This window comes from Pseudomonas sp. 09C 129, assembly GCF_002843625.1.
Classification (GTDB): Bacteria; Pseudomonadota; Gammaproteobacteria; order Pseudomonadales; family Pseudomonadaceae; genus Aquipseudomonas; species Aquipseudomonas chlororaphis.
Window position 1 is genome coordinate 2323492 of sequence record NZ_CP025261.1, and the last position, 25620, is coordinate 2349111.

Annotated in this window: 29 protein-coding genes; 21 read left to right on the forward strand and 8 right to left on the reverse strand. The window is 65.0% G+C overall.

What is annotated here, in order from left to right; genetic code table 11:
• Nucleotides 1-14: 14 nt before the first annotated feature.
• The 5 genes from motD to CXQ81_RS10660 all read left to right on the forward strand — a co-directional run bounded on the left by motD (nucleotide 15) and on the right by CXQ81_RS10660 (nucleotide 3673).
• Nucleotides 15-899 (forward strand): flagellar motor protein MotD, encoded by an 885-nt coding sequence (motD, locus tag CXQ81_RS10640; RefSeq protein ID WP_007922499.1) that lies wholly within the window; start codon nucleotides 15-17, stop codon nucleotides 897-899.
• 50 nt (nucleotides 900-949) lie between these two features.
• Nucleotides 950-1738, forward strand: coding sequence for a ParA family protein (locus tag CXQ81_RS10645; RefSeq protein ID WP_007922498.1), 789 nt, complete (start codon nucleotides 950-952; stop codon nucleotides 1736-1738).
• A gap of 84 nt (nucleotides 1739-1822) precedes the next feature.
• Nucleotides 1823-2719, forward strand: coding sequence for a CheW domain-containing protein (locus tag CXQ81_RS10650; protein WP_101337175.1), 897 nt, complete (start codon nucleotides 1823-1825; stop codon nucleotides 2717-2719).
• A 78-nt stretch (nucleotides 2720-2797) separates the two neighbouring features.
• Nucleotides 2798-3280, forward strand: coding sequence for a chemotaxis protein CheW (locus CXQ81_RS10655; protein ID WP_007922496.1), 483 nt, complete (start codon nucleotides 2798-2800; stop codon nucleotides 3278-3280).
• Entirely contained in the window at nucleotides 3281-3673 is a 393-nt protein-coding gene (locus CXQ81_RS10660; protein WP_087088858.1) for a DUF2802 domain-containing protein, read from the forward strand. It abuts the gene before it with no gap.
• An 88-nt stretch (nucleotides 3674-3761) separates the two neighbouring features.
• Here CXQ81_RS10660 and CXQ81_RS10665 read toward each other — a convergent pair whose 3' ends face one another.
• Together CXQ81_RS10665 and CXQ81_RS10670 are read right to left on the reverse strand one after the other, a co-directional pair.
• Nucleotides 3762-4091 (reverse strand): EscU/YscU/HrcU family type III secretion system export apparatus switch protein, encoded by a 330-nt coding sequence (locus tag CXQ81_RS10665; protein WP_053260133.1) that lies wholly within the window; start codon nucleotides 4089-4091, stop codon nucleotides 3762-3764.
• Nucleotides 4088-5659, reverse strand: a complete 1572-nt coding sequence (locus CXQ81_RS10670; protein ID WP_101337176.1) for a flagellar hook-length control protein FliK — start codon at nucleotides 5657-5659, stop codon at nucleotides 4088-4090. The genes CXQ81_RS10665 and CXQ81_RS10670 overlap by 4 nt, the downstream gene beginning before the upstream one ends.
• Before the next feature lie 198 nt (nucleotides 5660-5857).
• Here CXQ81_RS10670 and ccmA point away from each other — a divergent pair, with 198 nt between their 5' ends.
• From ccmA to CXQ81_RS10725, 11 genes are all read left to right on the forward strand, one after another.
• The gene (gene ccmA, locus CXQ81_RS10675) at nucleotides 5858-6493 is read left to right on the forward strand and encodes a cytochrome c biogenesis heme-transporting ATPase CcmA (protein WP_007922031.1); all 636 of its coding nucleotides are present in this window, start codon (nucleotides 5858-5860) and stop codon (nucleotides 6491-6493) included.
• Entirely contained in the window at nucleotides 6490-7158 is a 669-nt protein-coding gene (gene ccmB, locus CXQ81_RS10680) for a heme exporter protein CcmB (RefSeq protein ID WP_007922033.1), read from the forward strand. The genes ccmA and ccmB overlap by 4 nt, the downstream gene beginning before the upstream one ends.
• 76 nt (nucleotides 7159-7234) lie before the next feature.
• Nucleotides 7235-7990 (forward strand): heme ABC transporter permease, encoded by a 756-nt coding sequence (locus tag CXQ81_RS10685; RefSeq protein WP_007922035.1) that lies wholly within the window; start codon nucleotides 7235-7237, stop codon nucleotides 7988-7990.
• Complete coding sequence (ccmD, locus tag CXQ81_RS10690) at nucleotides 7987-8163, forward strand: heme exporter protein CcmD (RefSeq protein ID WP_007922041.1); 177 nt, start codon at nucleotides 7987-7989, stop codon at nucleotides 8161-8163. Before CXQ81_RS10685 ends, ccmD begins: the two co-directional genes overlap by 4 nt.
• The gene (ccmE, locus tag CXQ81_RS10695) at nucleotides 8160-8615 is read left to right on the forward strand and encodes a cytochrome c maturation protein CcmE (RefSeq protein ID WP_009047728.1); all 456 of its coding nucleotides are present in this window, start codon (nucleotides 8160-8162) and stop codon (nucleotides 8613-8615) included. The genes ccmD and ccmE overlap by 4 nt, the downstream gene beginning before the upstream one ends.
• A 3-nt stretch (nucleotides 8616-8618) precedes the next feature.
• Nucleotides 8619-10607 (forward strand): heme lyase CcmF/NrfE family subunit, encoded by a 1989-nt coding sequence (locus tag CXQ81_RS10700; RefSeq protein WP_101337177.1) that lies wholly within the window; start codon nucleotides 8619-8621, stop codon nucleotides 10605-10607.
• Nucleotides 10604-11140, forward strand: a complete 537-nt coding sequence (locus CXQ81_RS10705) for a DsbE family thiol:disulfide interchange protein (protein WP_007922047.1) — start codon at nucleotides 10604-10606, stop codon at nucleotides 11138-11140. The genes CXQ81_RS10700 and CXQ81_RS10705 overlap by 4 nt, the downstream gene beginning before the upstream one ends.
• Nucleotides 11137-11607: a cytochrome c-type biogenesis protein gene (locus CXQ81_RS10710; protein WP_053260137.1), complete on the forward strand. Its 471-nt coding sequence runs from the start codon at nucleotides 11137-11139 to the stop codon at nucleotides 11605-11607. Before CXQ81_RS10705 ends, CXQ81_RS10710 begins: the two co-directional genes overlap by 4 nt.
• Nucleotides 11604-12806: a c-type cytochrome biogenesis protein CcmI gene (gene ccmI / locus CXQ81_RS10715; RefSeq protein WP_101337178.1), complete on the forward strand. Its 1203-nt coding sequence runs from the start codon at nucleotides 11604-11606 to the stop codon at nucleotides 12804-12806. Before CXQ81_RS10710 ends, ccmI begins: the two co-directional genes overlap by 4 nt.
• Before the next feature lie 11 nt (nucleotides 12807-12817).
• The gene (locus tag CXQ81_RS10720; protein ID WP_007922056.1) at nucleotides 12818-13219 is read left to right on the forward strand and encodes a hypothetical protein; all 402 of its coding nucleotides are present in this window, start codon (nucleotides 12818-12820) and stop codon (nucleotides 13217-13219) included.
• A gap of 128 nt (nucleotides 13220-13347) precedes the next feature.
• A complete protein-coding gene (locus CXQ81_RS10725) occupies nucleotides 13348-14490 on the forward strand; it encodes a hypothetical protein (protein WP_101337179.1) in 1143 nt (380 codons plus the stop codon).
• 6 nt (nucleotides 14491-14496) lie between these two features.
• Here CXQ81_RS10725 and CXQ81_RS10730 read toward each other — a convergent pair whose 3' ends face one another.
• Complete coding sequence (locus tag CXQ81_RS10730; protein ID WP_101337180.1) at nucleotides 14497-15396, reverse strand: LysR family transcriptional regulator; 900 nt, start codon at nucleotides 15394-15396, stop codon at nucleotides 14497-14499.
• A gap of 62 nt (nucleotides 15397-15458) precedes the next feature.
• Nucleotides 15459-16376, reverse strand: a complete 918-nt coding sequence (locus CXQ81_RS10735; protein ID WP_007922060.1) for a LysR family transcriptional regulator — start codon at nucleotides 16374-16376, stop codon at nucleotides 15459-15461.
• A 112-nt stretch (nucleotides 16377-16488) separates the two neighbouring features.
• On the opposite strand from CXQ81_RS10735, the gene CXQ81_RS10740 reads away from it, so the two are divergent.
• The 3 genes from CXQ81_RS10740 (at nucleotide 16489) to CXQ81_RS10750 (ending at nucleotide 19998) form a co-directional block, all read left to right on the forward strand.
• Nucleotides 16489-17301, forward strand: coding sequence for a phytanoyl-CoA dioxygenase family protein (locus CXQ81_RS10740; RefSeq protein ID WP_087088845.1), 813 nt, complete (start codon nucleotides 16489-16491; stop codon nucleotides 17299-17301).
• Between the two features lie 78 nt (nucleotides 17302-17379).
• Nucleotides 17380-18567: a M20 aminoacylase family protein gene (locus tag CXQ81_RS10745; RefSeq protein WP_007922066.1), complete on the forward strand. Its 1188-nt coding sequence runs from the start codon at nucleotides 17380-17382 to the stop codon at nucleotides 18565-18567.
• An 87-nt stretch (nucleotides 18568-18654) separates the two neighbouring features.
• Nucleotides 18655-19998: an MFS transporter gene (locus tag CXQ81_RS10750; protein ID WP_101337181.1), complete on the forward strand. Its 1344-nt coding sequence runs from the start codon at nucleotides 18655-18657 to the stop codon at nucleotides 19996-19998.
• A gap of 8 nt (nucleotides 19999-20006) precedes the next feature.
• Here the strand turns inward: CXQ81_RS10750 and CXQ81_RS10755 are convergent, their stop codons facing one another.
• Nucleotides 20007-21215 (reverse strand): MFS transporter, encoded by a 1209-nt coding sequence (locus CXQ81_RS10755; RefSeq protein ID WP_087088839.1) that lies wholly within the window; start codon nucleotides 21213-21215, stop codon nucleotides 20007-20009.
• Between the two features lie 265 nt (nucleotides 21216-21480).
• On the opposite strand from CXQ81_RS10755, the gene CXQ81_RS10760 reads away from it, so the two are divergent.
• Together CXQ81_RS10760 and CXQ81_RS10765 are read left to right on the forward strand one after the other, a co-directional pair.
• A complete protein-coding gene (locus CXQ81_RS10760) occupies nucleotides 21481-22110 on the forward strand; it encodes a DUF5666 domain-containing protein (protein ID WP_007922071.1) in 630 nt (209 codons plus the stop codon).
• A gap of 105 nt (nucleotides 22111-22215) precedes the next feature.
• Complete coding sequence (locus CXQ81_RS10765) at nucleotides 22216-22665, forward strand: RidA family protein (protein WP_007922073.1); 450 nt, start codon at nucleotides 22216-22218, stop codon at nucleotides 22663-22665.
• Between the two features lie 54 nt (nucleotides 22666-22719).
• On the opposite strand, the gene CXQ81_RS10770 is transcribed toward CXQ81_RS10765, so the two are convergent.
• The 3 genes from CXQ81_RS10770 to CXQ81_RS10780 all read right to left on the reverse strand — a co-directional run bounded on the left by CXQ81_RS10770 (nucleotide 22720) and on the right by CXQ81_RS10780 (nucleotide 25603).
• Entirely contained in the window at nucleotides 22720-23718 is a 999-nt protein-coding gene (locus tag CXQ81_RS10770) for a sulfate ABC transporter substrate-binding protein (protein ID WP_101337182.1), read from the reverse strand.
• 94 nt (nucleotides 23719-23812) lie between these two features.
• Nucleotides 23813-24658: an ion transporter gene (locus tag CXQ81_RS10775; protein ID WP_101337183.1), complete on the reverse strand. Its 846-nt coding sequence runs from the start codon at nucleotides 24656-24658 to the stop codon at nucleotides 23813-23815.
• Nucleotides 24659-24679: 21 nt separating this feature from the next.
• The gene (locus tag CXQ81_RS10780) at nucleotides 24680-25603 is read right to left on the reverse strand and encodes an urea transporter (protein WP_101337184.1); all 924 of its coding nucleotides are present in this window, start codon (nucleotides 25601-25603) and stop codon (nucleotides 24680-24682) included.
• Nucleotides 25604-25620 lie beyond the last annotated feature (17 nt).

Here is a 25620-nt window from a genome sequence, read left to right on the forward strand (position 1 = left end):
GGGGGTAATGGACTATGTCCCGTCGTCGCCGGCATGAAGAACACGTCAACCATGAGCGTTGGCTGGTGTCCTACGCGGACTTCATCACCTTGCTGTTCGCCTTTTTCGTGGTCATGTACTCGATCTCCTCGATCAACGAGGGCAAGTACAAGGTCATTTCCGAAGCGCTGATCGGCGTGTTCACCGATTCGGACCGCGCCCTCAAACCGATTCCCATCGGTGAGGAGCGGCCCCAGACCGTGACCCCGGCCAAGCCGCTGGTCAAGGACAGCGAGCAGACCGACGCCGGTATCGCCGGTGCCAGCGATCCGCTGAAAAGCATCGCCGACGATATCAGCGCGGCTTTTGGCGACCTGATCAGTTCCAACCAGATGACCGTGCGCGGCAACGAGCTGTGGGTCGAGATCGAACTCAACTCCAGCCTGTTGTTCGGCAGCGGCGATGCCATGCCCAGCGACCTGGCGTTCAACATCATCGACAAGGTGGCGGCGATCCTCAAACCCTTCGACAACCCGATTCACGTCGAGGGCTTTACCGACAACCAGCCGATCCAGACCGCGCAGTATCCGACCAACTGGGAGCTGTCGTCGGCCCGCTCGGCGAGCATCGTGCGGATGTTGGCGATGCAGGGGGTCAATCCGCAGCGCCTGGCATCGGTGGGCTACGGCGAGTTCCAGCCGGTAGCCAATAACGCGACGGCCGATGGCCGTGCCCGCAACCGTCGGGTGGTGCTGGTGGTGTCGCGCAATCTCGACGTACGCCGCAGCCTGACAGGCACCGGCACCGCCCATGCGACACCGGATGCGGCATTGAAGCGGGCTGGCACACAAACTGCACCTACGTCAGTCAAGACGCCGGGACGCGAGAGTGCCGTCAATTCTCCGTCACCGGCTTTATAACTGGGTGCTATTTCTCGGTGGGCCCGTGCCTGCCGGGAGGAACAATCTGAATGAGAGTCTGGGCAGTTGCCAATCAAAAGGGTGGCGTCGGTAAGACCACCAGTTCCATCGCTTTAGCCGGGTTGCTGGCCGAGGCGGGCAAGCGCGTGGTCGTGGTCGATCTCGACCCCCACGGCTCCATGACCAGCTATTTCGGCTATGACCCCGACAGCCTGGAACACAGTAACTACGACCTGTTCCTGCACAAGGGCAGCGTTCCCGAGGGCTTGCCCGGGCAGTTGCTGCTGTCGACCAGCGACGAACGTATTTCCCTGCTGCCCTCGAGTACCGCGCTGGCTACCCTGGAGCGCCAGTCGCCGGGGCAGAGCGGCCTGGGCCTGGTGATCGCCAAGAGCCTGGCGCAGCTGTGGCAGGATTTCGACTATGCGGTGATCGACAGCCCGCCGTTGCTCGGCGTGCTGATGGTCAATGCCTTGGCGGCGAGCCAGCAACTGGTGATCCCGGTGCAGACCGAGCACCTGGCGGTCAAGGGCCTGGAGCGCATGGTCAATACCTTGGCGATGATCAACCGCTCGCGCAAACAGGCGCTGCCGTTCAGCATCGTGCCGACCCTGTTCGACCGCCGCACCCAGGCGTCCCTGGGCACCTTGCGGGTGCTGCGCGACAAGTTCCCGGATGAGATCTGGCAAGGCTATATCCCGGTCGACACGCGCCTGCGCGATGCCAGCCGGGCCGGGTTGACGCCTTCGCAGTTCGACGGCAAGAGTCGCGGCGTACTGGCCTATCGCGCCTTGCTCAAGCACCTGCTAGCCCAGCAACTTGTCCCGCAGGTGGCCTGACGTGGCGGAGCATTCAAGTCTGCTGCCGGTCTGGCCGATAAACCCTACAGGTCACTGTGCTGGGCTTTATCCGTGGGCATCCTTATGAACCGTCCTGTCGACGTCACGTCCCGGCCGCAGTTGGCGCTGCAATCCTACCTGGACGCGTTGCTGCAGGACGCCACCGAAGAAGAGTTCGCGGTTCCCGAGGCGCTGCCGCAGGTTCAGGCAGCCGTTGCAGAGGTGGCGGTGTCGAGCGAGGTCCTGGATGAGTTCCAGGCCGCGGTGCTCGAAGAACAGGCTCGCGATGCCCAGGTCCAGCGTGCGCCGGCTGCGGTTGTCGCGCCGGTAGTGCGGGTCGAGGAAGCGGTGGTCGCCCCCGTGCTGGAGGCGCCCGCGCCATTGCCGGCCACCGTGTCGACCGTTGCGCCCTTGTTGCAAGGCCTGGTCGAACCGGTGGTCGAGGTGCATCGGCCACCCAGCAGCACGCCACCCCCGGTGGCGGGTGACGACCGGCCGAGCTGGGCGGCGGAACCCTTCGAGTGCCTGCTGTTCGATGTCGCCGGGTTGACCCTGGCGGTGCCGCTGGTCTGCCTGGGGTCGATCTACTCCCTGGCGGGGCATGAACTGACGCCGCTGTTCGGTCAGCCGGAGTGGTTCCTCGGGATCCTGCCGAGCCAGGCCGGCAACCTGAAGGTGCTGGATACCGCGCGCTGGGTGATGCCGGATCGCTACCGCGACGACTTCCGCCAGGGCCTGCAATACGTGATCTCGGTCCAGGGCTACGAGTGGGGGCTGGCGGTGCATCAGGTCAGCCGCTCGTTGCGCCTGGACCCGAACGAAATCAAATGGCGCAGCCACCGTGGCCAGCGGCCATGGCTGGCGGGCACGGTCATCGAGCATATGTGCGCGCTGCTGGACGTTTCCGAGCTGGCCGAGCTGATCGCCAGCGGCGGCGCGAAACACATGGCTATCAGTAAACCGGCGCCGAAGCCGATATAGACCAACAACAGGCTGCGCCGACGGTGCGGCCACACAGAACACACACCGTTTCCAACGGTTTTTTGAGGGGTCAGGGGTATGAATAAGTCGTCGTCTGCACAGAGTTCCGAAGATCCGATCCTGCAATGGGTAACCTTCAAGCTGGATAACGAGTCCTACGGCATCAACGTGATGCGCGTGCAGGAAGTCCTGCGCTACACCGAGATCGCACCGGTACCGGGTGCCCCGAGCTACGTGCTGGGCATCATCAACCTGCGCGGCAACGTGGTGACCGTGATCGACACCCGCCAGCGCTTCGGCCTGGTGCCGACCGAGGTCAATGACAACACCCGTATCGTGATCATCGAAGCCGACAAGCAAGTGGTCGGGATCATGGTCGACAGCGTGGCGGAAGTGGTTTACCTGCGTCAGTCGGAAGTCGAGACCGCGCCGAACGTCGGTAACGAAGAGTCGGCCAAGTTCATCCAGGGCGTGTGCAACAAGAACGGCGAGCTGCTGATTCTGGTTGAGCTGGACAAGATGATGAGCGAAGAAGAGTGGTCGGAACTGGAGAGTATCTGATTGATTCTCGAGGTTGCGGTTATTGTCCTGTTCCTCTTTTGGGCAGGCACACTGGCGATGTTCCTGGCCTATATCCGTGCTCAGCGGCAGATCGCCGCCCAGCAGGCCCAGGGCGATGCGCTGCGCGATCAGCGCATCAAGGACCTGGCCAAGCGCGTCGACGATTACCAGAACGGTACGGTGCGCATGGGCGAAGACCTGCATGAGCTGCGCGCGGTGGTCGGCCCGTTGCCGGACAAGCTGGCCCAGCTGGAACAGCGCGATCCGTCGAGCCTGTCCTTCGCCCAGGCCGCGCGCCTGGTGGGCATGGGCGCCAGCGTCGACGAACTGACTCAGTCCTGCGGCTTGACCCAGGCCGAGGCCGAGTTGATGAGCAAGTTACATAGAAGCTAGCTGCAAGCTACAAGCCGCAAGCTTCAAGCTGGAATCTTGTAGCTTGTAGCTTGTAGCTTGTAGCTTGTAGCTTGTAGCTTGTAGCTCTTCAGTAATCCTCCCCGCTTTCCGTCACATCTTTCTCCAGCGCCGCTTCCTGCGGCTCATGCCCGGCCGGGAACTTGCCCTTGAGGTTCCAGGCGAAGGCGATGATTTCGGCAATGGTCCGGTACAACTCCTCGGGAATGCTGTCGCCCAGTTCCATGCGCGCCAGCAGTTTCACCAGCTCGGCGTTCTCATAGATCGGCACTTCACAGTCGCGGGCGATTTTCAGGATGGCTTCGGCCAATTCGTCGTCACCCTTGGCGGTCAGCGTGGGGGCGTGCTGGCCGTCGTACTTGAGGGCGATGGCCTGGCGTGGCGGGTTGGGATTATTCATGCGGTTTCATCGACCCAGCGTTGTTCCAGTCGGGTTTTCGGGCCCTGCGGCGGTGTGCCGAGATGGCAGTCCAGATCGCCCACATCCAGGCCGGACGCGAGCAGCCGTTCACGCAGGCTGCCCAGATGGCTTTCGATCAGGCTCGCGGTAAACGGCCGCTGCGCCCAGAGCTGGCTGGACAGGCGGCCCTTGAGCAATTGCGCCTGCACTTGCAGCGGGCCCAGGGGTTCGAGGTCGAACGCCAGTTCGACGCGCCACAGCTGCTGTTTCGGTTCGCGTTCCTCGCGTTTTTCCTCGGGCGGCTTTTCCGCCGGGTCTTCGCGCTGGAACTTGACCTGCAAGGGCACGACGTCCTGCATCGTGCGCATCGGGATTTCCAGTTGCCAGGTGGTCAGCAGCCGCCCGTCATCGGTCAGGCCGCTCTGTTCCAGGCTCGCCAGCTGATGGCTCTGCAGGCGCGAAACAGCGGCCGCGGCCAGGCGCAGCAGGTGTTCCAGGTCGCCTTCCTCCTCAAGGCTTTGCAGCAGCCGCGAGGGCAGGGGGAAGCCACCGGGCTGGGGCCTGGCGCTGACCTGGCCGAGGGTCCCCAGGGCGCTGCGCACGAAGCTCGGCAGCACCTGGGCCAGGGTGTTGGCGGCAATGATCGCGTTGAAGCTGGTGCTGGCCGGCAGGCCCGGCGTCATCTGGGCGATCAGGCGCAACAGGTTGCCTTTCAGGTCAGCCGCCAGGGCCGGATTGTCGCCGGCCAGCAGCCGCGACTCGAAGAAGGCGCCGCTGTTACCCAGGGCCAGGGCCAGCGCCTTGGGATTGCTCAGTTGCTGCAGGTCGGGCAGGCCGGCGAGCAACTTGTCCACCGCGGCGCGCAGTTCGCTGGAGGTGTCGTCGGAGGGCGGCAGGTTCTGCAACGCATTGATCAGGCCCGTCAGCGAGGCCTGGCGGCTTTGCTGGGCGGCCAGTTGCTGGGCGATCGCCAGTTGCTCCTGACGCCCGCTCAGCGGCACGAAGCTCAAGCTCTGCGAGCCTTGCACCAGGGCGCTCAGCAGGCTGCCGATGCGCAGGGGTTGCGGGCTGTCGATGCTCAGGGTGCTGCCGCTCAAGGCGGTGTTGAGCAGGCTCACCAGTGAGCGGTAGACCGCCGGTTGTCCGGCTGCCTGGGGTTGTAGCTGGGTGGTCAGCACCTTGCCCTGCAGCAGGGTGCCCACGGGAAGCTGTGCGGTGTCGAGGCGGGTCAGGGTGGCGACGCTGGCGGCAATCGCCTGCTGCACGGTGATGGCCAGGTTGCCGGCCGAGGGCTGGGTCACCGCCAGGCTGGTGCCCAGGGGCAGCGCCTGGTTGCTGGTGGCCTGGACGGTGGTCTGCCGGCCGCTGTCGAGGGTCAGCTTGAGCAACAGTTGGAACGTCTGGTCCGCCTGCTTGAGCGACAGTACTTCGGCCTTGGCCGATTGGCCGGCGGCGATCAGGCCTTCCAGGGGCTGCAGCAACTTGAGCAGCTCACCGCTGATCGGCAGCGCGCGCACGGTTCCCGGCGTCAGTTGGGGCAGCGGAGGAAGGGTGATTTCGCCTGTCATCTGGACACAACCTGTGGAGAAATAAGCCCTCTTGAGAGTAGGGCATCGCATGTATAATGCCGCCCGTCTTCGGGGAGCGTGGCGAAAACATCGCAAAAGTTTGACGCAGCTCTCTGGAACAGGCCGCCGATGCGTTTATTCTGCATCTCTTTAACGGCTGCTCCACCGCCGACTTGAACCGTAAAGGCCCGCGATCATTTGACCAGTCCTCTTCTAGAAGCCGTAGCGCTTGCCTGTGAGCGCGACCTGCGGCTGCTCTTCGAAAAGCTCGAACTGCGTCTGGCCAGCGGCGACATGTTGCAGATCAGCGGTCCCAACGGCAGCGGCAAGACCAGCCTGTTGCGCCTGCTGGCAGGGCTGATGCAGCCGACCAGCGGCCAGGTGCTGCTCAACGGCCAGCCGCTCAACGCCCAGCGCGCGGAGCTGGCGCGCAACCTGTTGTGGATCGGCCATGCGGCGGGGATCAAGGACCTGTTGACCCCCGAGGAAAACCTCAGCTGGCTCTGCGCCCTGCATCAGCCCGCCGATCGCGAGGCGATCTGGCAGGCCCTGGCGGCGGTCGGCCTGCGCGGTTTCGAGGATGTGCCCTGTCATACCCTGTCCGCCGGCCAGCAGCGCCGGGTGGCGCTGGCCCGGTTGTACCTGGACAGCCCGCCGCTGTGGATTCTCGACGAACCCTTCACCGCCCTGGACAAACAGGGCGTGGCGCAACTGGAAGAACACCTGGCCGGCCACTGCGAACGCGGCGGCATGGTGATCCTCACCACCCACCACACACTGAGCCGCCTGCCGGCCGGCTATCGCGACATCGATCTGGGGCATTGGGCCGTATGAGTGTTTTCGGACTGCTGGTTGCCCGCGAATCCCGGCTGCTGTTCCGCCGTCCCGCCGAACTGGCCAACCCGCTGGTGTTTTTCGCCATCGTTGTCTCACTGTTCCCGTTGGCGGTGGGACCTGAGACACAATTGTTGCAAACCTTGTCTCCAGGGCTAGTCTGGGTAGCGGCCTTATTATCGGTTTTGCTCTCGCTGGACGGGCTTTTTCGCAGTGATTTCGAGGACGGATCCCTGGAGCAGTGGGTCCTTTCGCCGCACCCCCTGCCTCTTCTGGTTCTGGCCAAGGTGCTGGCACACTGGGCCTTTTCCGGCCTGGCACTGGTATTGCTTGCGCCCCTGTTGGCACTGATGCTCGGTCTGCCCACAGCCTGTCTGCCGGTGCTGTTGCTGTCCCTTCTGTTGGGCACTCCGGTGCTCAGTCTGCTGGGAGCGGTGGGCGCGGCGTTGACGGTAGGACTCAAGCGTGGCGGCCTGTTGCTGGCGCTGCTGATCCTGCCTTTGTACATCCCGGTATTGATTCTCGGCAGCGGCGCCTTGCAGGCGGCCTTGCAGGGCATGCCGGCGACCGGTTACCTGCTGTGGCTTGGGAGCCTGACCGCCCTGGCAGTAACGCTGACACCTTTTGCAATAGCGGCTGGCCTGAAGATCAGCGTCGGCGAATAATGAGGTCTGATCAAATTTTGATCAGTAAAGACCCTGGCTGTGCGTGACAACGCGCGGCACCCGTGATGGAAACAGTATGAACTGGACCTGGTTTCATAAGCTCGGCTCGCCCAAGTGGTTTTACGGCATCAGCAGCAAGCTGTTGCCCTGGCTGAGCATCGCAGCCTTGCTGCTGATCACCGTCGGCGTCGTTTGGGGCCTGGCCTTCGCGCCGCCGGACTATCAGCAAGGCAACAGCTTTCGCATCATCTACATCCACGTTCCCGCCGCCATGCTGGCCCAGTCCATCTACGTGATGCTGGCGGTGTGCGGGGTGGTGGGCCTGGTGTGGAAGATGAAACTGGCCGACGTCGCCCTGCAATGCGCGGCGCCCATCGGTGCCTGGATGACCGCCGTGGCGCTGGTCACCGGGGCCATCTGGGGCAAGCCGACCTGGGGCTCGTGGTGGGTCTGGGACGCGCGCCTGACCTCCATGCTGATCCTGCTGTTCCTGTACTTCGGCCTGATCGCCCTGGGCAACGCCATCAGCAATCGCGACAGTGCGGCCAAGGCCTGCGCGGTGCTGGCCATCGTCGGGGTGATCAACATCCCGATCATCAAATACTCGGTGGAGTGGTGGAACACCCTGCACCAGGGCGCGACCTTCACCCTCACCGAAAAGCCGGCGATGCCCGTCGAGATGTGGCTGCCGCTGTTGCTGACCGTGCTGGGCTTCTATTGTTTCTTCGGCGCCGTGCTGTTGCTGCGCATGCGTCTCGAAGTGCTCAAGCGCGAAGCCCGCGCCAGCTGGGTCAGGGCCGAAGTGCAGAACAGCCTGGAGGCGGCATCATGAGTTTTTCGTCCTTCGCCGACTTTCTCGCCATGGGCCATCATGGCCTGTATGTCTGGTCAGCCTACGGCATCTGCCTGGTGGTGCTGATCCTCAACGTGGCGGTGCCGTTGCTGGCCCGCAAGCGTTACCTGCAACAAGAGGCGCGTCGTCTGCGCCGGGAGAACAATCAGTGAATCCGCTGCGTAAAAAGCGTCTGTTGATCATCCTCGGTGTGCTGGGCGGCGTGGGCGTTGCCGTCGGTCTGGCGCTGAGCGCCCTGCAACAGAACATCAATCTGTTCTACACCCCGACCCAGATCGCCAACGGCGAAGCCCCCCATGACACGCGGATCCGCGCCGGCGGCATGGTGCAGATGGGCTCGCTGCAACGCTCGGCGGACTCGCTGGACGTGCGCTTCGTGGTCACCGACTTCAACAAGGCCGTGACCATCACCTACCGCGGCATCCTCCCGGATCTGTTCCGCGAAGGGCAGGGCATCGTCGCCCTGGGCAAGCTCAACGCCGACGGCGTGGTGGTGGCCGACGAAGTGCTGGCCAAGCACGACGAGAAGTACATGCCGCCGGAAGTGACCAAGGCCCTGAAAGACAGTGGGCAAATGGCGCCGGCTCCGGCCAAGGAGGGCTGAGCGATGACATCCGCAATCTTCATTCCCGAGTTCGGCCATCTGGCGATGATCCTGGCCCTGTGTTTTGCCCTGGTCCAGGCCGTGGTGCCGCTGCTCGGCGCCTGGCGTGGCGACCGTCTGTGGATGGGCCTGGCGCAGCCCGCGGCCTGGGGGCAGTTCGCCTTTCTGACCTTCGCCTTCGGCTGCCTGACCTATGCCTTCATGGTCGACGATTTCTCGGTGGCCTATGTCGCCAGCAACTCCAACAGCGCCTTGCCCTGGTACTACAAGTTCAGCGCGGTATGGGGCGCCCACGAGGGCTCGTTGCTGCTCTGGGCGCTGATCCTCGGGGGCTGGACCTTCGCCGTGTCGGTGTTCTCCCGACAGTTGCCGCAAGTGATGCTGGCGCGGGTGCTGGCGGTGATGGGCATGATCAGCACCGGCTTCCTGCTGTTCCTGATCGTCACCTCCAACCCCTTCGCGCGGATTCTGCCGCAGGTGCCCGGCGACGGCCGCGACCTCAACCCGCTGCTGCAGGACATCGGCCTGATCGTGCACCCGCCGATGCTCTACATGGGCTATGTCGGTTTCTCCGTGGCTTTCGCCTTCGCCATCGCAGCCTTGCTTGGCGGTCGCCTGGACGCGGCCTGGGCGCGCTGGTCGCGGCCCTGGACCATAGTCGCCTGGGCATTCCTCGGCATCGGTATCACCCTCGGCTCCTGGTGGGCCTACTACGAACTCGGCTGGGGTGGCTGGTGGTTCTGGGACCCGGTGGAAAATGCCTCGTTCATGCCGTGGCTGGTGGGCACCGCGTTGATCCATTCGCTGGCGGTCACCGAAAAGCGCGGCGTGTTCAAGAGCTGGACCGTGCTGCTGGCCATCGCCGCGTTCTCCCTGAGCCTGCTGGGGACCTTCCTGGTGCGTTCCGGGGTGCTGACCTCGGTCCACGCCTTCGCCTCGGACCCCGAGCGCGGCGTGTTCATCCTGATCTTCCTGCTGTTCGTGGTCGGCGGTTCGCTGACCCTGTTCGCCCTGCGCGCGCCGGTGGTCAAGAGTCAGGTCGGCTTCAACCTGTGGTCGCGGGAAACCCTGCTGCTGGGCAACAACCTGGTGCTGGTGGTGGCGGCCTCGATGATCCTGCTGGGCACCCTGTACCCGCTGGTACTGGACGCCCTGACCGGGGCCAAGCTGTCGGTCGGCCCGCCGTACTTCAATGCGCTGTTCATTCCACTGATGGCGCTGCTGATGGTGGTGATGGCGGTGGGCGTGGTGGTGCGTTGGAAAGACACCCCGGTGAAATGGCTGGTAAGCATGCTGACCCCGGTGCTGCTGGGCAGCGCCGCACTGGCGGTGGTGGCCGGTATCGTCTACGGCGACTTCAACTGGGCAGTGCTGGCGACCTTCATGCTGGCGGCCTGGGTGTTGCTCGCCGGGGTCCGCGACATCTTCGACAAGACCCGCCACAAAGGCCTGGTCAAGGGCCTGCCGGGCCTGACCCGCAGCTACTGGGGCATGCAACTGGCGCACCTGGGCATCGCGGTCTGCGCCCTGGGCGTGGTGCTGTCGAGCCAGAACAGCGCCGAGCGCGACCTGCGCCTGGAGCCGGGCGAGTCCATGGACCTGGCCGGTTATCACTTCGTCTTCGAGGGCGCCAAGCATTTCGAAGGCCCCAACTTCACCTCCGACAAGGGCACGGTGCGGGTGGTCCGCGACGGCAAGGAAGTTGCTGTGCTGCACCCGGAAAAACGCCTCTACACGGTACAGAACTCGGTGATGACCGAGGCCGGCATCGACGCCGGTTTCACCCGTGACCTCTACGTCGCCCTCGGCGAGCCGCTGGGCGATGGCGCCTGGGCCGTGCGGGTGCACGTCAAGCCGTTCGTGCGCTGGATCTGGTTCGGCGGCCTGCTCACCGGTTTCGGCGGCCTGCTGGCGGCCCTCGACCGGCGTTACCGGGTCAAGGTGAAAACCCGGGTGCGCGAAGCCCTGGGCATGACAGGAGCCACTGCATGAGACGCTGGATAATGTTGTTGCCGCTGGCGCTGTTCCTGCTGGTGGCGGTGTTCCTGTACCGCGGGTTGTACCTGGACCCGGCCGAGCTGCCGTCGGCGATGATCGGCAAGCCGTTCCCGGAGTTTTCCCTGCCGTCGGTGCAGGGTGACAAGACCCTGACCCGCGCCGACCTGCTGGGCAAGCCGGCGCTGGTCAACGTCTGGGGCACCTGGTGCATTTCCTGCCGGGTCGAGCACCCGGTGCTGAACAAGCTGGCGCAGCAGGGCGTGACCATCTACGGCGTCAACTACAAGGACGTCAACGCCGACGCCCTGAAGTGGCTGGTCGAATTCCACAACCCTTACCAGCTGGATATTCGCGACGAGGAGGGCACCCTGGGCCTGAACCTCGGGGTGTACGGCGCGCCGGAAACCTTCTTCATCGACGCCAAGGGCATCATCCGCGACAAATACGTCGGGGTGATCGACGAAACGGTGTGGCGCGAGAAGCTGGCCGCCAAGTATCAGGCCCTGGCCGACGAGGCCAAGCCATGAAGCGTTGGCTGGCCGCGGCCGTCCTGGGCCTGAGTATCGCTGGCGTGGCCCACGCCGCGATCGATACCTACGAATTCGCCAACGACGCCGAGCGCGAGCGCTTTCGCGAGTTGACCAAAGAGCTGCGTTGCCCCAAGTGCCAGAACCAGGACATCGCCGACTCCAATGCGCCGATCGCCGCGGACTTGCGCAAGGAGATCTTCCGCATGCTCGGCGAAGGCAAGGACAACCAGCAGATCATCGATTTCATGGTCGACCGCTATGGCGACTTCGTGCGCTACAAGCCGGCCCTGACCGGCAAGACCGCCTTGCTCTGGTTCGGCCCCGCCGGCCTGCTGTTGGGGGGCGTGGTGATCATCGCCGTGATCGTCCGGCGTCGGCGCGTGCAGCGCAGCGACAGCCCGAGCACACTTTCCGCCGAGGAGCGTCAGCGCCTCGACCAACTGTTGGATAAAGACCGCGAATGATTGATTTCTGGCTCGCCGCAGGCCTGCTGCTCCTGGTAGCCCTGAGTTTTCTGCTGATCCCGGTTCTACGCGGCCGTCGCGCCCAGCGTGAAGAGGATCGTACCGCGCTGAACGTGGCGCTTTATCAAGAACGCGTGGCCGAGCTGCAAGGCCAGCAGGCCGAAGGCGTGCTCAGCGCCGAGCAGATGGACAGCGGCCGCGCCGAAGCCGCGCGCGAACTGCTGGCCGACACCGAGGGCGCGGAACTGGCTGGGGTATCGCGCCTGGGCAAGCCGCTGCCGTTGCTAGCGGCGCTGCTGGTGCCGCTATTGGGCCTGGGCCTGTACCTGCATTTCGGCGCCAGCGACAAGGTCGAGCTGACCCGTGAATTCGCCCAGGCCCCGCAATCCATGGAAGAGATGACCCGCCGCCTCGAGCGCGCGGTCGCCGCCCAGCCGGATTCCGCCGAGGGCCTGTACTTCCTCGGCCGTACCTACATGGCCCAGGACCGCCCGGCGGACGCGGCGAAGATCTTCGAGCGCACCGTGGCCCTGGCCGGGCGCCAGCCAGAACTGCTCGGCCAGTGGGCCCAGGCGCAGTATTTCGCCGACGGCAAGCGGTGGTCGGACAAGGTCCAGGCCCTGACCGACGAAGCGCTGAAGGCCGACCCGAAGGAAGTCACCAGCCTCGGCCTGCTGGGAATCGCCGCCTTCGAAGGCGAGCGTTATCAAGCGGCCATCGATTACTGGAACCGCCTGCTGGCGCAATTGCCGGCGGACGACAACTCGCGCGCCGCGCTGCAGGGCGGTATCGACCGGGCCACCGAGAAGCTGCTGGCCAGCGGCGGCAAAGTGGCCCAGGCGCCTGCGCCCAAGGCTGCTGCGCTGCTCAAGGTGCGTGTCGACCTGGCCGCCGAGCTGAAAGCCAAGGTACAGCCGGGCGACAGCGTGTTCATCTTTGCCCGCGCCACTTCCGGGCCGCCGGCGCCGCTGGCGGCCAAGCGCCTGACCGTGGCCGACCTGCCGGTGACGGTGGAACTGGGGGATGCCGACGCGATGATGCCGCAGTTGAAACTGTCGAACTTCCCGGAAGTCCAACTGGTTGCACGCATTTCCCGCGCCGGCCAACCGACTGCCGGCGAGTGGGTCGGTCGCAGCAAGCCCCTGGCCAGCAGCACCACCGCGCCGCAACAACTGACCATCGACAGCCCGGATAAATAAGAGAAGCCGCCATGACCGCCATTGCCCGCATCACCCTGTTAACACTGGTCCTGGGGTTGAGCGCCTGTGCGGTCCAGCAGCCGACGCCGCCCGAGACGTTGCCACCGATTCCGCCTGCGCAACCCACTACCAAGCCGACGCCCGGCACCCCGAGCAAACCCGCCACGCCGATCAAGCCGGCCAAGCCGTTGCCGCGCACTTCCGCGAGCTTCGCGCCGCCACCGGGCGGCAACAGCCACTGGGATCCGCGCCTGGGCGTCTATGTGCTGGATAACCAGACCAACACCTTCTACCGCCAGCGCACCTACTACCGCTGGAACAACGGCTGGAGCCGTTCCATCAGCCCCGACGGGCCATGGGAAGAAACCGATATCCACGGTGTGCCGTCGGGCCTGGGGCGCCAGTTCCAGTAAGCGGCTCTCAATAAGCGCCTCCCCGTAAGCGGCGACCACTGAGCGGACCGCGGGCGAGTCCGGTTCAAGCGGTCGGTTGGATGGCCGATACCCCGGGGTGTTCCTGAGTATCGCCATCCGAGCGCCCGATGAAGAAAAGCCTGAACAAACCCTATTTCGCGCCCATGGCCTTCTGGCTCTGTGTTGTCGCTGTGTTGCTCGCCCTGCATGGCTTCGCCGATGTCGAAGTGCCGCAGCTGATCTACTTCTCCCTGGCACCGGTGTATTTGCTGGTGCTGTTCATCTTCCTCTACTACTTCTTCTGCTGGAGCTTCATCTCGGTCTTTCCCCTGGGCGAGATCGGCTGGAAGCGCGTGGACTATGGCTGGCTGCTGCTGGCTTCGCTGGCCCTGATCAGCGAGACCCAGAGCGTCAGGACCGAATGGTTCCAGAGCGACTATCGGCTGGCCGAATCCCATGAAGCCGCGACCCAGAGGCGCCTCAAGGCCGAGATCGACGATCTGCTGGGCCCGGATCATTGCCGTGCCGCCGCGACTCTCTATAGCGCCGCCGATGCCGCGCAGGTGAGCGAGCTCTGTCAGCGTTTTGCCACGCTAGAGAGAACGGCGCAGGGGCGGCTGACGGCGCTCTCGGTGGGGACGGTGGTCCAGGCGCTGGATGAGCTTCGCGCCCGGTATTCGGCGCCGCCCATATTGGCCTGGCTCGGCCGCCTCGATGAAACCCTGGGCGACCAGCGTAAGGTCCGGGGTGAGGTTTCCAGGCTGTATGAGCTGACCCGCGCCACCGAGACGGAGACGGTTTATCGCTACTTCGTTCCAGTATTGCTGGTGTTCGCCCTGGCCCTGCGCGCCTCGAAGGTCACCGGCGAGGTGCTGCTCAAGGCCCCGCGCAAACGCAAAGTGTGGATGATCATCAACCGGCGCATGGTGATCGACGGCCTGGGGTTTGTCCGCGGCGCCCGCAGCCGCTTCGACGAAGCGCTGCGCAACTGGCGTGTGGCGAAGTGGGACGTGGTGCACCTGGCCTGTCCGTTCCTGCCTGAAGTCAGTGCCGTCGATGCCCAGGTCGCCGTGGTGCCCGGCTTCTACGAAAACGAGTTCCAGCTGGCGGCTATCGACACCTTCGAGCAGTGCGGGTTTGTCGAGTGGGCGGCTGCCCAATCGATCGAAACCTTGTATCTGGTGGGCGAAACCGACCCTTCGCTGATCGAACGGGTCCAACGCTGGGGCGAGGCGGCCAAGGTCGAAGTGCTGATACGTGGGCGAATCTGACGTCGCTCAACCTTGAGTGGCATCCGGGCGCGCCAGCAGTTGCTGGACAAAGTCGACGAAGGCCCGGGCCTTGGCGCTGGTCAGCCGCCCGGTAGGGAACACCGCCCATAGCTCCTGGCGGGGCAGCGTCCAGTCCGACATCACTTCGCGCACCGTGCCACTGGCCAGCTCGGGGGCGAACATCCATTGCGAGGCCATGGTCAGCCCCTGATGGCCCAGCACCGACTCGCGCAACCCCTCCGCGGCGCTGACGCGAATCCGCCCGCGGACCGTCACCGATTGCTGTTCGTCGCCCCGTTCGAAGCGCCAGTGGGCACCGCCGCCGAGGCTGTAGACGATCGCCTGGTGCTTGCTCAGGTCGGCGGGGCAGGCGGGTTCGCCGTGGCGGGCGAAGTAGTCCGGGGTGGCCAATACCACGCGCCGGCATTCGCCGATCCGCCGCGCGGTCAGCCCGGAGTCGCTCAAGGGGCCCATGCGCAGGGCGACGTCGATGCCGGCCTCCACCAGATTGATATTGCGGTCATCCAGCACCACGTCGATGTCGAGCTCGGGGTGGTGTTCGAGAAAGGTCCCCAGGTGCGGCACGATGTGCAGGCGGGCGAAGGTCACCGCGGCGCAGACTCGCAGCGTGCCGCGCAGCCCCGTACCGGCTCCGCGCGCCGCGAAATCGGCTTCGTCGGCCTCTTCGAGGGCCCGCCTGGCGCGCTCGAAAAACGCCATGCCGGCCTCGGTGGGCGTCAGGCCGCGGGTCGAGCGCAGCAACAGCCGCACCGCCAGCCGCGCCTCCAGCTGGGCGATGGTTTTCGATACGGCCGGCTGGCCGATATCCAGAAGTCGGGCGGCGGCGGAAAAGGACCCGCTTTCCACCACATGAACGAAGGTTTGCATGGCTGCCAGCCGGTCCATTGGGACTCCTTGTGTGTGAACGATCGAGTGTTGTGTGGAACGCCGTCGAGCCGCGGCGCCGCTTATGGGTGCCAGCCAAACCCCGGGCTTTCGCCGAACCATTGCCGGGCCTGTTCCCGCAGGGCGTTGACCAGCGGCGAATGGCTGCGGGCCCGGGACTGGGCGAGCACGATGCGTTGCAGCGGCAGCGGTTCGGCAATCGGCCGGATCGCCAGCGGCCGCCCGTCATAGCTGTGGTCGCCGAAAGGCCGGGTATAGGCCACGGCCACGCCAAAGCCGTTGGCCACCAGCCCGCGCTGCAGTTCGAAAGAATAGGTCTTGCTGAAGTTTTGCGGCTGCAAGCCATGGAAGCGGAACAGGTCGAGGAAATGCTGCCAGCTGTAGGCCTGTTCGGTCAGCACCAGGGGGTAATCGCAGAGCTGGCGCAGGCTGACCTCGCGGTGACCGGCCAGGGGGTGCTCGGCCGGCAATAGCGCATGGGCCGACAGTTCGCACAGCACTGTGCTCTGTACCCCATCCGGCAAGCCCAGGTCATAGCTCAGCGCGGCGTCCAGGCTGCCGTTGCTCAATTGCTTGCCGATCTGGTCGAAGCCGTATTCGCGAATCGTCACCTCGATCGCCGGGTGGCGTTCCTTGAGGCCGCGCAACAGCTGCGGCAGGCAATAGGGCGCCAGGTCCTCGAAGCAGGCCAGCATCAGTTCGCCGGACAAGGTGTCGTCGTGGTCCGCCAGGCGTTCCAGCTCATGCACGCCGGCCACTATCTGCTGGGCCTTGTCCATCGCCAGGCGGCCGAACGGCGTCAGCGTCACTCCCTGTCCGCGCTGGCGAATGAACAGCACTTGCCCCAGGTGTCCTTCCAGTTCGCTGAGGGCGGCGGAGACCGCCGGCTGCGATACGTTCAGATGCTCGGCGGCCTGAGTGATGTTGCCGTGGCGGGTGACCGCCAGGGCGCAGCGCAGGTGGCGCAGACTGATCTTCATAAGAAATTCCGAGGAGCCAGATCGGATCATATTATTTTATTTTTGGATGAGCCTGGGGCAATAGTCTGGCCGTGGTCGCCGCGATCATGGCGGCCGTCACGCAGGAGCCCCTATGAACAGGTCAGTCAGCCCTTTGGTATCAGCGGCGGATATCGCAGCTTTTCAACGCGATGGCGCCATTTGTCTACGTGGTGTGTTCAAGGACTGGGTCGGGTCGATCGCCGCAGGTATCGAGCGTAACCAGCGCGAGCCGGGCCCCTATGCCACCAACGTGGTGGCGGCCGGCGAGCCGGGTGGGTTTTTCGACGATTACTGCAACTGGGAGCGCATTCCCGAATTCGTCGCCATGGTCCGTGAGTCGCCCGCGGCGGCGATTGCGGCAGCGGTGATGCAGTCGCCCAGTGCGCAGTTCTTTCACGATCATGTACTGGTCAAGGAGCCGGGCACCCAGAAGCCGACACCCTGGCACCAGGACATTCCCTATTACTTTCTCGATGGCGAGCAGACCGTCAGCCTGTGGATCCCGGTGGACCCGGTGCGCGAGGCGACCTTGCGCCTGATCGCCGGCTCCCACCTCTGGCCGCAATGGGTGCTGCCGCTGCGCTGGAAGGACGACAGCAGCTTTTACGAGGATGTCAGCCGCTATCGGCCGGTGCCGGACCCGGATGTCGAACCCGGCATGCAGGTGCTGGAGTGGCAGATGGAGCCGGGGGACGCGGTGCTGTTCGACTTCCGCACCGTGCACGGCGCACGCGGCAATCTCAGCCAGGCCCGCCGGCGCGTGCTGTCGCTGCGCTGGCTGGGCGAGGACGTGCGTTATGCCGAGCGCCCTGGCAGGACCTCGCCGCCGTACCCTGACCACGGTATGCAAGCAGGTCAGCGCCTGCGCCAGGACTGGTTCCCACAGATCTGGCCGCCAGCCTGATCTGCCTGAAAGACCTACAAGAGCCTGACAGCGTCTCAGCCGACGATCAGGCCATCTATCACTGCTGAGGAGAAACCCATGCCGAGCCCAACGATCCTGCCTGAGATACGCGAGCTGACGACGCCCATGGTTGCGCTGCGCCAGCATCTGCACGCCCATCCTGAACTGAGCTACGAGGAGTTCGAAACCAGCCGCCTGGTCGCCGACAAGCTGCGCGGCTGGGGTTATGAGGTTCACCACGGGCTGGCCGGCACCGGCGTCGTGGCGTCGTTGCGCAAGGGCCGGGGCAACCGGGTCATCGGCCTGCGCGCGGACATGGACGCCTTGCCGATCCTGGAAACCAGCGGCTTGCCCTACGCCAGCCGGCATGACGGCAAGATGCATGCCTGTGGCCATGACGGGCACACCGCGATGCTGCTGGCCGCCGGCCAGTGCCTGGCCCAGAGCATCGACTTCGATGGCACCGTGCGCCTGATCTTCCAGCCCGCCGAGGAAGGGCATGTGGGCGCGCGGAAGATGATCGAGGATGGGCTGTTTCAGCTGTTTCCCTGCGATGCGGTCTTTGCCATGCACAATTGGCCGGGGTTGCCGGTGGGTAAGTTCGGTTTTCTCCCCGGGCCGTTCATGGCCTCGGCCGACACCGTGACGATTGGCATCAACGGCCGTGGCGGTCACGGCGCCATGCCCCAGGACACGGTCGACCCGATAGTCGCCGCGGCCTCGCTGGTCATGGCGTTGCAGACCGTGGTGGCGCGCAACCTGCCGCCCCTGGAAATGGGCGTGGTCGGGGTCGGGGCGATTCACGGCGGCAGCAGTTCGTCGGTGGTTCCCACTCGCGTCGAGCTGGCGGTGACGGTCAGGGCATTGAAAGAGACGACCCGTGAGCTGTTGCTACAGCGCATCGAGGCGCTGGCCCACGCCCAGGCCCAGGCATTCGGCGCGACTGCCGAGGTTACGGTCAGCGCCAACGCGTTCCCGGTGCTCTACAACCACCCGCGGGAAACCGCCCTGGCGCGGGCGGTGGCCCTGGAGTGGCTGGGCGAGGAGGGGCTGGTCGCCGATATGCAGCCGATGACCTGCAGCGAGGATTTCTCTTTCATGCTGCAAGCCTGTCCCGGCAGCTACCTGATCATGGGCAACGGCGAAGGGACGGCGGGCGGCTGCCTGTTGCATAACCCGGCCTATGACTTCAATGACGCCTGCCTGCCTTACGGCGCCAGCTACTGGGTGAAGCTGGTGAGTGCCTTTCTCGAGCCGGTCGACTGACCCGCAGCCTCTGGTGATCGCTCCGGCCGGACCTGTTCGGGCCCGGCCGGTCGTGGGTGCGTAGCCCTTGTCTGCAAGGAGAATGTCATGGCCGTTGTTTCCGAATCCTTCGCGCCGGTTGCGGCGACGAATCTGTGTGTTTCCCGTCGGCGAGTGATTGTCGGTACCACTATCGGTAACGCCCTGGAGTTTTTCGATTTCACGGTGTTCAGCTTTCTGATGCTGTTTATCGGGCCGCTGTTTTTCCCTGCGGCGTCCGCTTACGGGCAGTTGCTGCTGACCACCGCGACCTTTGGCGTGGGTTTCCTGATGCGCCCGGTCGGCGCGCTGCTGATCGGTTCCTACTCCGACCGCTTCGGCCGTCGCTCGGCGATGACCCTGACCCTGTTCCTGATGGGCCTGGGCTGCGGCCTGATGGCCTTGACCCCGACCTATGGCCAGATCGGCATGGCCGCGCCCCTGATCATGGCGCTGGCGCGACTGATCCAGGGTTTTGCCGCCGGTGGCGAAGTGGGGGCGGCGACCACCCTGCTGGTGGAACACGCCCCCGCATCGCAACGGGGTTTTTATGCCAGTTGGCAGTTCGGCAGCCAGTCGCTGGGGATCTTCCTCGGCGCGATCATGGTTGCGGCGCTGGTGGCGGGGCTGGATCAACAGGCGATGAGCGAGTGGGGTTGGCGGGTGCCGTTTTTCATCGGCATGCTCACCGCCCCGGTGGGCTGGTACATCCGTCGCCACCTGGAAGACACCCTGGTGCTCGGGCTGTCGACTGCCCACAGCCAGCAGGCCAGGGAACATGCGGCCCGCAGCAGTCCGCTGCGCGAGCTGTTCGGCCAGCACAAGCGGGCATTGGGCAAAAGCGTGCTGCTGATGCTCGGGGCCATGGTCTCGACCCAGATCATCGCCTTTTACATGCCGGCCTATGCCGCCAGGGTGCTGGGCCTGCCGACCACCTCCAGCCTGCTGGCCAGCGTGGTGGTGGGGGCGGTCTGTTTTGTGTTGTCGCCGCTGGTGGGCTGGCTGGCCGATCGCTGTGGGCGCAAGCGGGTGATTTTCTGCTCGCGCCTGCTGACTCTGCTGGTGATAGTGCCGTGTTTCCAGTGGCTGATCGCCGCCCCCAGCCTGTTCAACCTGCTGCTGATCATCGGCCTGCTCTCGGTGTTGCTGACCCTGCAGACGGTGCCGGGCATCACCATGTTGCCGGAGATGTTCCCCAAGTCGGTGCGCACCACCGGCATGGCGGCGGCCTACGGTATCGGGGTCTCGGTGTTTGGCGGCTTCGCCCAGTTTTTTGTCACCTGGCTGCTGCAGGTGACTGAGCAGGCGCTGGCGCCGGCCTGGTACATGATGGCGACGGTCGCCTTGTCCACCCTGGTGTTGCTGTGGATTCGCGACCGCACCGGTGAGGACATCGATCAGGCTGTGGCTTGAGCCCGGGCTCAGGCCGTGACAGGCAGCGCCTTCTGCGAAGTGCCCAGGAAACGCAGCAGGGCCAGCAACGGCAAGGCGCTGCCGACGCCGACTATGCCCAGCCAGCCGGCGTGTTCGTACACCGCGCTGGCAATCGACGAGCCGACCGCGCCGCCGATGAAGATGCTGGTCATGTACAGCGCGTTGAGGCGGCCACGGCTATGGGCATCCAGCGCGTAGACCGCGCGCTGGCCGAGGACCATGTTCATCTGTACGCAGAAATCCAGGACCACGCCGGTCACTGCCAGGCCGATGACGCTGTAGGCCGGGTGGACAAAGGCCGGCAGGAAGCTCAAGGCGGCGAACAGCATGGCCAGCAACGAGGCGACACGGGTGTGGCCGGCATCCGCCAGGCGTCCGCTGATGGGCGCGGCGATGGCGCCGATGGCTCCGACCAGGGCGAACAGGGCGATCTGGCTTTGCGACAGGCCGTGGTTGCGCGCCAGCTCCAGCGGCACCGCGGTCCAGAACAGGCTGAAGGTGGCGAACATACAGGCCTGGTAAAACGCCCGCTGGCGCAGCACCGGTTGCTGGCGCAGCAGGGTGCCCAACGAACCCAGCAACTGGCCGTAGGTGGCGCTGTGGGCAGGCTGGCGCTTGGGCACGGTCAGCAGCAGGACCAGGCTGATGGCGGCCATCAGCACGGCGGCGGCGATAAACATTGCGCGCCAGCCGAACAGGTCGGCCACCACGCTGGACACCGGGCGTGCCAGCAGGATGCCCAGCAGCAGGCCGCCCATGATGCCGCCGACCACCCGGCCACGGGATTCCTCCGGCGTCAGGTGCGCGGCCAGGGGAATCAGGATCTGTACCGACACCGAGCTGAAGCCGATCAGCAGCGAGACCAGCAGAAAGGCGTTGGGTTGCTCGGTGAACCCGGCGCCCAGCAGGCTGGCGATGGCCACCAGGCTGGTGAGGATCATCAGCCGGCGGTTTTCCAGCAGGTCGCCCAGGGGCACCAGGAAGAACAGGCCCAGGGCGTAGCCGATCTGGGTCAGGGACACGATCAGGCTGGCCATGGTGCTGCTCAGGCCGATGTCCGGGGCGATCAGCTCGATGATCGGCTGGGCATAGTAGATGTTGGCGACGATGGCGCCGCAGCAGAAGGCGAACAGCAGCACCATGCCGCGGGTCATGGTCGTGGTGGCGGCGGGCAGCCCCTGGGTCGTGGAAGTCATGGCGATTCTCGTTGCAGCGAAAAGGATGCGGGCGAGGCTAAGGGGCTGGCCCGTGACGCGGTAGAAGCTGACGAGCGATAGCATTCATGCCCGGGAGGAATAAATGCCTGGCGGGGCCGGCCGAGAGCGGCAGACGACGACCGGGATCGCGTTGCGATGATACATTTACTTACATTCAGTTCCATAGCTCGCTCATTGTTCCGCGGACACTGGAGTGCTTTCGTTTAGACCTCTGTGCCACCTTTCATCACAGGAAGCCCGTCCCATGAATCTGTGTCTTCGCCGCCTGCTCGGCGGCGCCCAAGCGATCACCCTCGGCGCACTGCTGCTGGCCGGCCTGGCCCAGGCCCAGGACGCGCCGGGCATGCGCATCGGCGTGCGCGGGGAAATCACCAGCATCGCCGGCGACGCGGTGCGGGTGCACGTCAACAGTGGCGAGAACGTCACCATCAACCTCACACCACAGACCCAGGTCCGCGCCGTGACCCTGGCCAATATCGAGGACATCAAGCCCGGCAGCTACATAGGTTCGGCCGCCGTGCCGCAGGCCGATGGCAGCCTCAAGGCGCTGGAGGTCCATGTGTTTCCACCGCAGATGGCCGGCACCGGCGACGGTCATCGGCCTTTCGATCTGGTCAAGGGCAGCAGCATGACCAATGGCCGCGTCGGCGACCTGGTGGTGAGCAACGGCCGGACCCTGACCGTCAACTACAAGGGCGGCCAGCAGACGATCCTGGTGCCGGACGATGTGCCCATCGTCAACCTGGTGCCGGGTGACCGCAGCCTGCTCAAGGCCGGGGTCAAGGTGGTGATGTTCGTCTCCCAGAGCGCGGACGGCACGCTCACCGCGCAATCGATCTCCGCCGGCAAGGATGGGGTGACGCCGCCGATGTAGCTGGCTGGCGGTTACGTTGCCAGGTATTTCAACGGCCTGGTTTCGGATGGTCTTGTGCAGGGGCTTGGTTTAGGGTTTGCGGTCGTCTATCGCAGCGGAGGTCCCATGCACACATCAGTCTTCAATCCGCCCAGTGTCTTCAATTCCCTGCAGTACGGTTTCAGCCAGGCCGTGGAGGTGCGCGGTGGGCGGCGCCTGCTGCTGTCCGGCCAGGTGGGTGTCGATGAGCGCGAGGTCTGCGTCGGCCCGGGGCTGCGCGAGCAGACCGAGCAGAGTTTCGACAATATCGCCCGGGTCCTGGCGGCGGCGGGCGGCGACCTGAGTCACGTGGTCATGCTGCGGATCTACATTGCCGAGGCAGCCCGCGACCAGCAGGAACAGATCAGCCAGGTGCTGTTGCAGCGTTTCCCCCAGCAGCCGCCGGCGTCCTCGTGGATCATCGTCAGCGGCCTGTCCTTGCCCGAGTGGCTGATCGAGATCGAGGCGGAGGCGATGTTGCCTGAGCTGCACGAGGTTCGGGGCGCCGCCCTGGTCGATGTAGCCGCCGGGCTTTAGGCGCGAGCAATAAAAAAGCGACCCGAGGGTCGCTTTTTTCATGGGCCGGGGGCGTTATTTGCCGCCGTAGATCTGGTCGAAGACCCCGCCATCGTTGAAGTGGGTCTTCTGCACGGTGCGCCAGTCGCCGAAGGTTTTTTCCACCGAGAGGAAGTCGACTTTCGGGAAACGGTCGGTGTACTTGGCCAGGACTTTCGGGTCCCGTGGGCGCAGGTAGTTGTTGGCGGCGATTTCCTGGCCTTGCGGCGACCACAGGTACTTCAGGTACTCCTCGGCCGCGGCGCGCGAGCCTTTCTTGTCGACCACTTTGTCGACCACCGACACCGGCGGCTCGGCTTCGGCGGAGACGCTCGGGTAGATGACTTCGAACTGATCGCGGCCGAATTCGCGGGCGATCATTTCCGCTTCGTTCTCGAAGGTCACCAGCACGTCGCCGATCTGGTTGGTCATGAAGGTGGTGGTCGCGGCGCGGCCGCCGGTGTCGAGCACCGGTGCCTGCTTGAACAGCTTGCCGACGAAGTCCTTGGCCTTGTTCTCGTCGCCGCCGTTCTTCAGCACATAACCCCAGGCCGACAGGTAGGTGTAGCGGCCGTTACCCGAAGTCTTGGGGTTCGGCACTATCACCTGCACGCCATCCTTGAGCAGGTCCGGCCAGTCTTTCAGGGCCTTGGGGTTGCCCTTGCGCACGATGAACACGGTGGCCGAGGTGAAGGGCGCGCTGTTGTTCGGCAGGCGGGTCACCCAGTTGTCCGGCACCAGCTTGCCGTTGTCCGCCAGGGCGTTGATGTCGGTGGCCATGTTCATGGTGATGACGTCGGCCGGCAGGCCGTCGATCACCGAGCGCGCCTGTTTGCTGGAACCGCCGAAGGACATCTGCAGGGTGATGTTCTCGTTGTGCTCGGCCTGCCAGTGCTTCTGGAAGGCAGTGTTGTAGTCCTTGTAGAAGTCTCGCATCACGTCATAGGAAACGTTGAGCAGGGTCGGAGCGGCCTGGGCGGCGCTGCCCAGTGCCAGGCCGGCGGCCAGGAGAGAGGCGCTAACGAGTTTTTTCACTGCACATTCCTTTTATTAGAGAGTGAAGGCAATTTGCCGCCGACTATAGCCGGGGCGGTATATCTCTTTAAAGATTAAAAAGTGCTTTGCTTATTCAGTTTTCCTGAACCACTTTCGGGAACAACGCATTGCCACACCGCGAGCAGAACGCGGCGCCGTGCTCATGGTCGTTCTTCCTGCACACCGGGCAGTCGTGCTTGAGCTGTTCGCCGCGCAGGGCATTGGCCAGTTCCGCGGTGAAGATCCCGGTGGGCACGGCGATGATCGAGTAACCGGTGATCATCACCATCGATGAAATCACCTGGCCCAGCGGCGTCTTCGGCACGATGTCGCCAAAACCCACGGTGGTCAGGGTGACGATGGCCCAGTAGATGCCCTTGGGGATGCTGGTGAACCCGTGCTCGGGCCCCTCGACCACATACATCAGGGTGCCGAACACCGTGACCAGGGTCGATACGCTGAGCAGGAACACGATGATTTTCTGCTTGCTGCCGCGCAGCGCCGACATCAGGTAGTTGGCCTGCTTGAGATACGGGCTGAGCTTGAGCACGCGGAAGATGCGCAGCATGCGGATCACCCGGATGATCAGCAGGTACTGGGCGTCGCTGTAATACAGGGCGAGGATCCCCGGCACGATGGCCAGCAGGTCCACCAAGCCGTAGAAACTGAAGGCGTAGCGCAACGGCTTGGGCGAGCAATACAGGCGCAGGCCGTATTCGATGGCGAAGATCAGGGTAAAACCCCATTCGATATAGGCCAGCACATTGGCGTAGTTCTGATGCACCTCGTCGATGCTGTCGAGGATCACGATCACCAGGCTGGCGAGGATGATCAGCAACAGGGTGCTGTCGAAGCGTCGACCGGCCACGGTGTCGGTCTGGAAAATCATGATGTAGAGACGCTCGCGCCAGTGCCGGTTGTTGTCCGTGTTGCTGTCCATGTTGTTCGCCTGAATCGAAGGTCAGCGAAGCCTAGGGGGATTGGCCCCGGTAGCGCAAGGCGTGCTGTCCACGGCGGCCTGGCGCAGCACCCGCAGCGCGGCGCGAACCAGCCAGCAGGCGAGGATAAAGGGTGCGGTGAGAACGGGCAGGCCCAGCGCGGCGAAGCCCGGGGCGAGCAGCAGCGCCAGGAGCATTCCCGGCAGGGCCAACCAGGATCGGCGGCGGTCCTGGCTCAGGGCCAGGGCGACCAGGGCACAGTTGTAGCCGCCAAGGCCCGGCAGGGCGCCGGCGTGGCCCTGCTGCAGCAGGGCGAAGCCCAGGCCCGCCGCCGAACCGAACAGCGCCCAGGCGGCCGCCCGGCGATCAGCCAGCAGCAACCCCAGGGCGATCAGCACCCCGGCCAGCGGATGCTCGAGGAACATCACCTGGCCAAGCCCCTGGATCAGTACCTGCAGCAGCGCCAGCGCATCGGGCTCGACCCAGGGCGCGTCAGCACCCGCAGGCAGTGGCGCGGCCAGGCCCAGCAGCAACCAGCCGAGGCCGACGAAGGGCGCGGTGTAGGCCGGTAGGCAATATTGATCGCGGGCGCGTTTGAGCCATTGCCGGGTGAGGATCGCACTGACGCCGCCGCAGGCGATGATCAGCGGTGGCAGCAGCACCGACCAGTCGAAGCGCAGGCTCAGGAGCAGGCCGAGCAGGACCCCGTTGTAGCTGAACAGCCCGGCTTGCCGGTCGGCCTTGGCATAGCCCCGGCGCTGCGCGGTGAGCAGCCCGGCCACGCCGCCCAGCAGCGCGCCACCGAGCAACGCCGGAGCGCTCAGCAGGATGGCCAGCATGCACAGCAGGCCGCACAGCGGATGGCGCTGGAGGAAGATCTGGCTGAAGCCGTTGAGCAGGGCGGTGGCCCAGTCGGGGCAGTGCGCGTTGAAGTGTTCTGAAGGCATGAGGGTGGCTCTTGTAG

Excerpts from the sequence above, each read along its gene's own strand:
- CXQ81_RS10685 (WP_007922035.1), top strand. The coding sequence starts at position 7,235 with ATGAACTGGACCTGGTTTCATAAGCTCGGCTCGCCCAAGTGGTTTTAC.
- CXQ81_RS10740 (WP_087088845.1), top strand. The coding sequence starts at position 16,489 with ATGAACAGGTCAGTCAGCCCTTTGGTATCAGCGGCGGATATCGCAGCT.
- CXQ81_RS10665 (WP_053260133.1), bottom strand. The coding sequence starts at position 4,091 with ATGAATAATCCCAACCCGCCACGCCAGGCCATCGCCCTCAAGTACGAC.
- CXQ81_RS10720 (WP_007922056.1), top strand. The coding sequence starts at position 12,818 with ATGACCGCCATTGCCCGCATCACCCTGTTAACACTGGTCCTGGGGTTG.
- ccmD (WP_007922041.1), top strand. The coding sequence starts at position 7,987 with ATGAGTTTTTCGTCCTTCGCCGACTTTCTCGCCATGGGCCATCATGGC.
- CXQ81_RS10765 (WP_007922073.1), top strand. The coding sequence starts at position 22,216 with ATGCACACATCAGTCTTCAATCCGCCCAGTGTCTTCAATTCCCTGCAG.
- CXQ81_RS10700 (WP_101337177.1), top strand. The coding sequence starts at position 8,619 with ATGACATCCGCAATCTTCATTCCCGAGTTCGGCCATCTGGCGATGATC.
- CXQ81_RS10745 (WP_007922066.1), top strand. The coding sequence starts at position 17,380 with ATGCCGAGCCCAACGATCCTGCCTGAGATACGCGAGCTGACGACGCCC.
- motD (WP_007922499.1), top strand. The coding sequence starts at position 15 with ATGTCCCGTCGTCGCCGGCATGAAGAACACGTCAACCATGAGCGTTGG.
- CXQ81_RS10650 (WP_101337175.1), top strand. The coding sequence starts at position 1,823 with ATGAACCGTCCTGTCGACGTCACGTCCCGGCCGCAGTTGGCGCTGCAA.
- CXQ81_RS10655 (WP_007922496.1), top strand. The coding sequence starts at position 2,798 with ATGAATAAGTCGTCGTCTGCACAGAGTTCCGAAGATCCGATCCTGCAA.
- CXQ81_RS10670 (WP_101337176.1), bottom strand. The coding sequence starts at position 5,659 with ATGACAGGCGAAATCACCCTTCCTCCGCTGCCCCAACTGACGCCGGGA.
- CXQ81_RS10775 (WP_101337183.1), bottom strand. The coding sequence starts at position 24,658 with ATGGACAGCAACACGGACAACAACCGGCACTGGCGCGAGCGTCTCTAC.
- ccmI (WP_101337178.1), top strand. The coding sequence starts at position 11,604 with ATGATTGATTTCTGGCTCGCCGCAGGCCTGCTGCTCCTGGTAGCCCTG.
- CXQ81_RS10725 (WP_101337179.1), top strand. The coding sequence starts at position 13,348 with ATGAAGAAAAGCCTGAACAAACCCTATTTCGCGCCCATGGCCTTCTGG.
- CXQ81_RS10705 (WP_007922047.1), top strand. The coding sequence starts at position 10,604 with ATGAGACGCTGGATAATGTTGTTGCCGCTGGCGCTGTTCCTGCTGGTG.
- CXQ81_RS10755 (WP_087088839.1), bottom strand. The coding sequence starts at position 21,215 with ATGACTTCCACGACCCAGGGGCTGCCCGCCGCCACCACGACCATGACC.
- CXQ81_RS10710 (WP_053260137.1), top strand. The coding sequence starts at position 11,137 with ATGAAGCGTTGGCTGGCCGCGGCCGTCCTGGGCCTGAGTATCGCTGGC.
- CXQ81_RS10730 (WP_101337180.1), bottom strand. The coding sequence starts at position 15,396 with ATGGACCGGCTGGCAGCCATGCAAACCTTCGTTCATGTGGTGGAAAGC.
- CXQ81_RS10780 (WP_101337184.1), bottom strand. The coding sequence starts at position 25,603 with ATGCCTTCAGAACACTTCAACGCGCACTGCCCCGACTGGGCCACCGCC.
- CXQ81_RS10760 (WP_007922071.1), top strand. The coding sequence starts at position 21,481 with ATGAATCTGTGTCTTCGCCGCCTGCTCGGCGGCGCCCAAGCGATCACC.
- ccmB (WP_007922033.1), top strand. The coding sequence starts at position 6,490 with ATGAGTGTTTTCGGACTGCTGGTTGCCCGCGAATCCCGGCTGCTGTTC.
- CXQ81_RS10645 (WP_007922498.1), top strand. The coding sequence starts at position 950 with ATGAGAGTCTGGGCAGTTGCCAATCAAAAGGGTGGCGTCGGTAAGACC.
- CXQ81_RS10750 (WP_101337181.1), top strand. The coding sequence starts at position 18,655 with ATGGCCGTTGTTTCCGAATCCTTCGCGCCGGTTGCGGCGACGAATCTG.
- CXQ81_RS10735 (WP_007922060.1), bottom strand. The coding sequence starts at position 16,376 with ATGAAGATCAGTCTGCGCCACCTGCGCTGCGCCCTGGCGGTCACCCGC.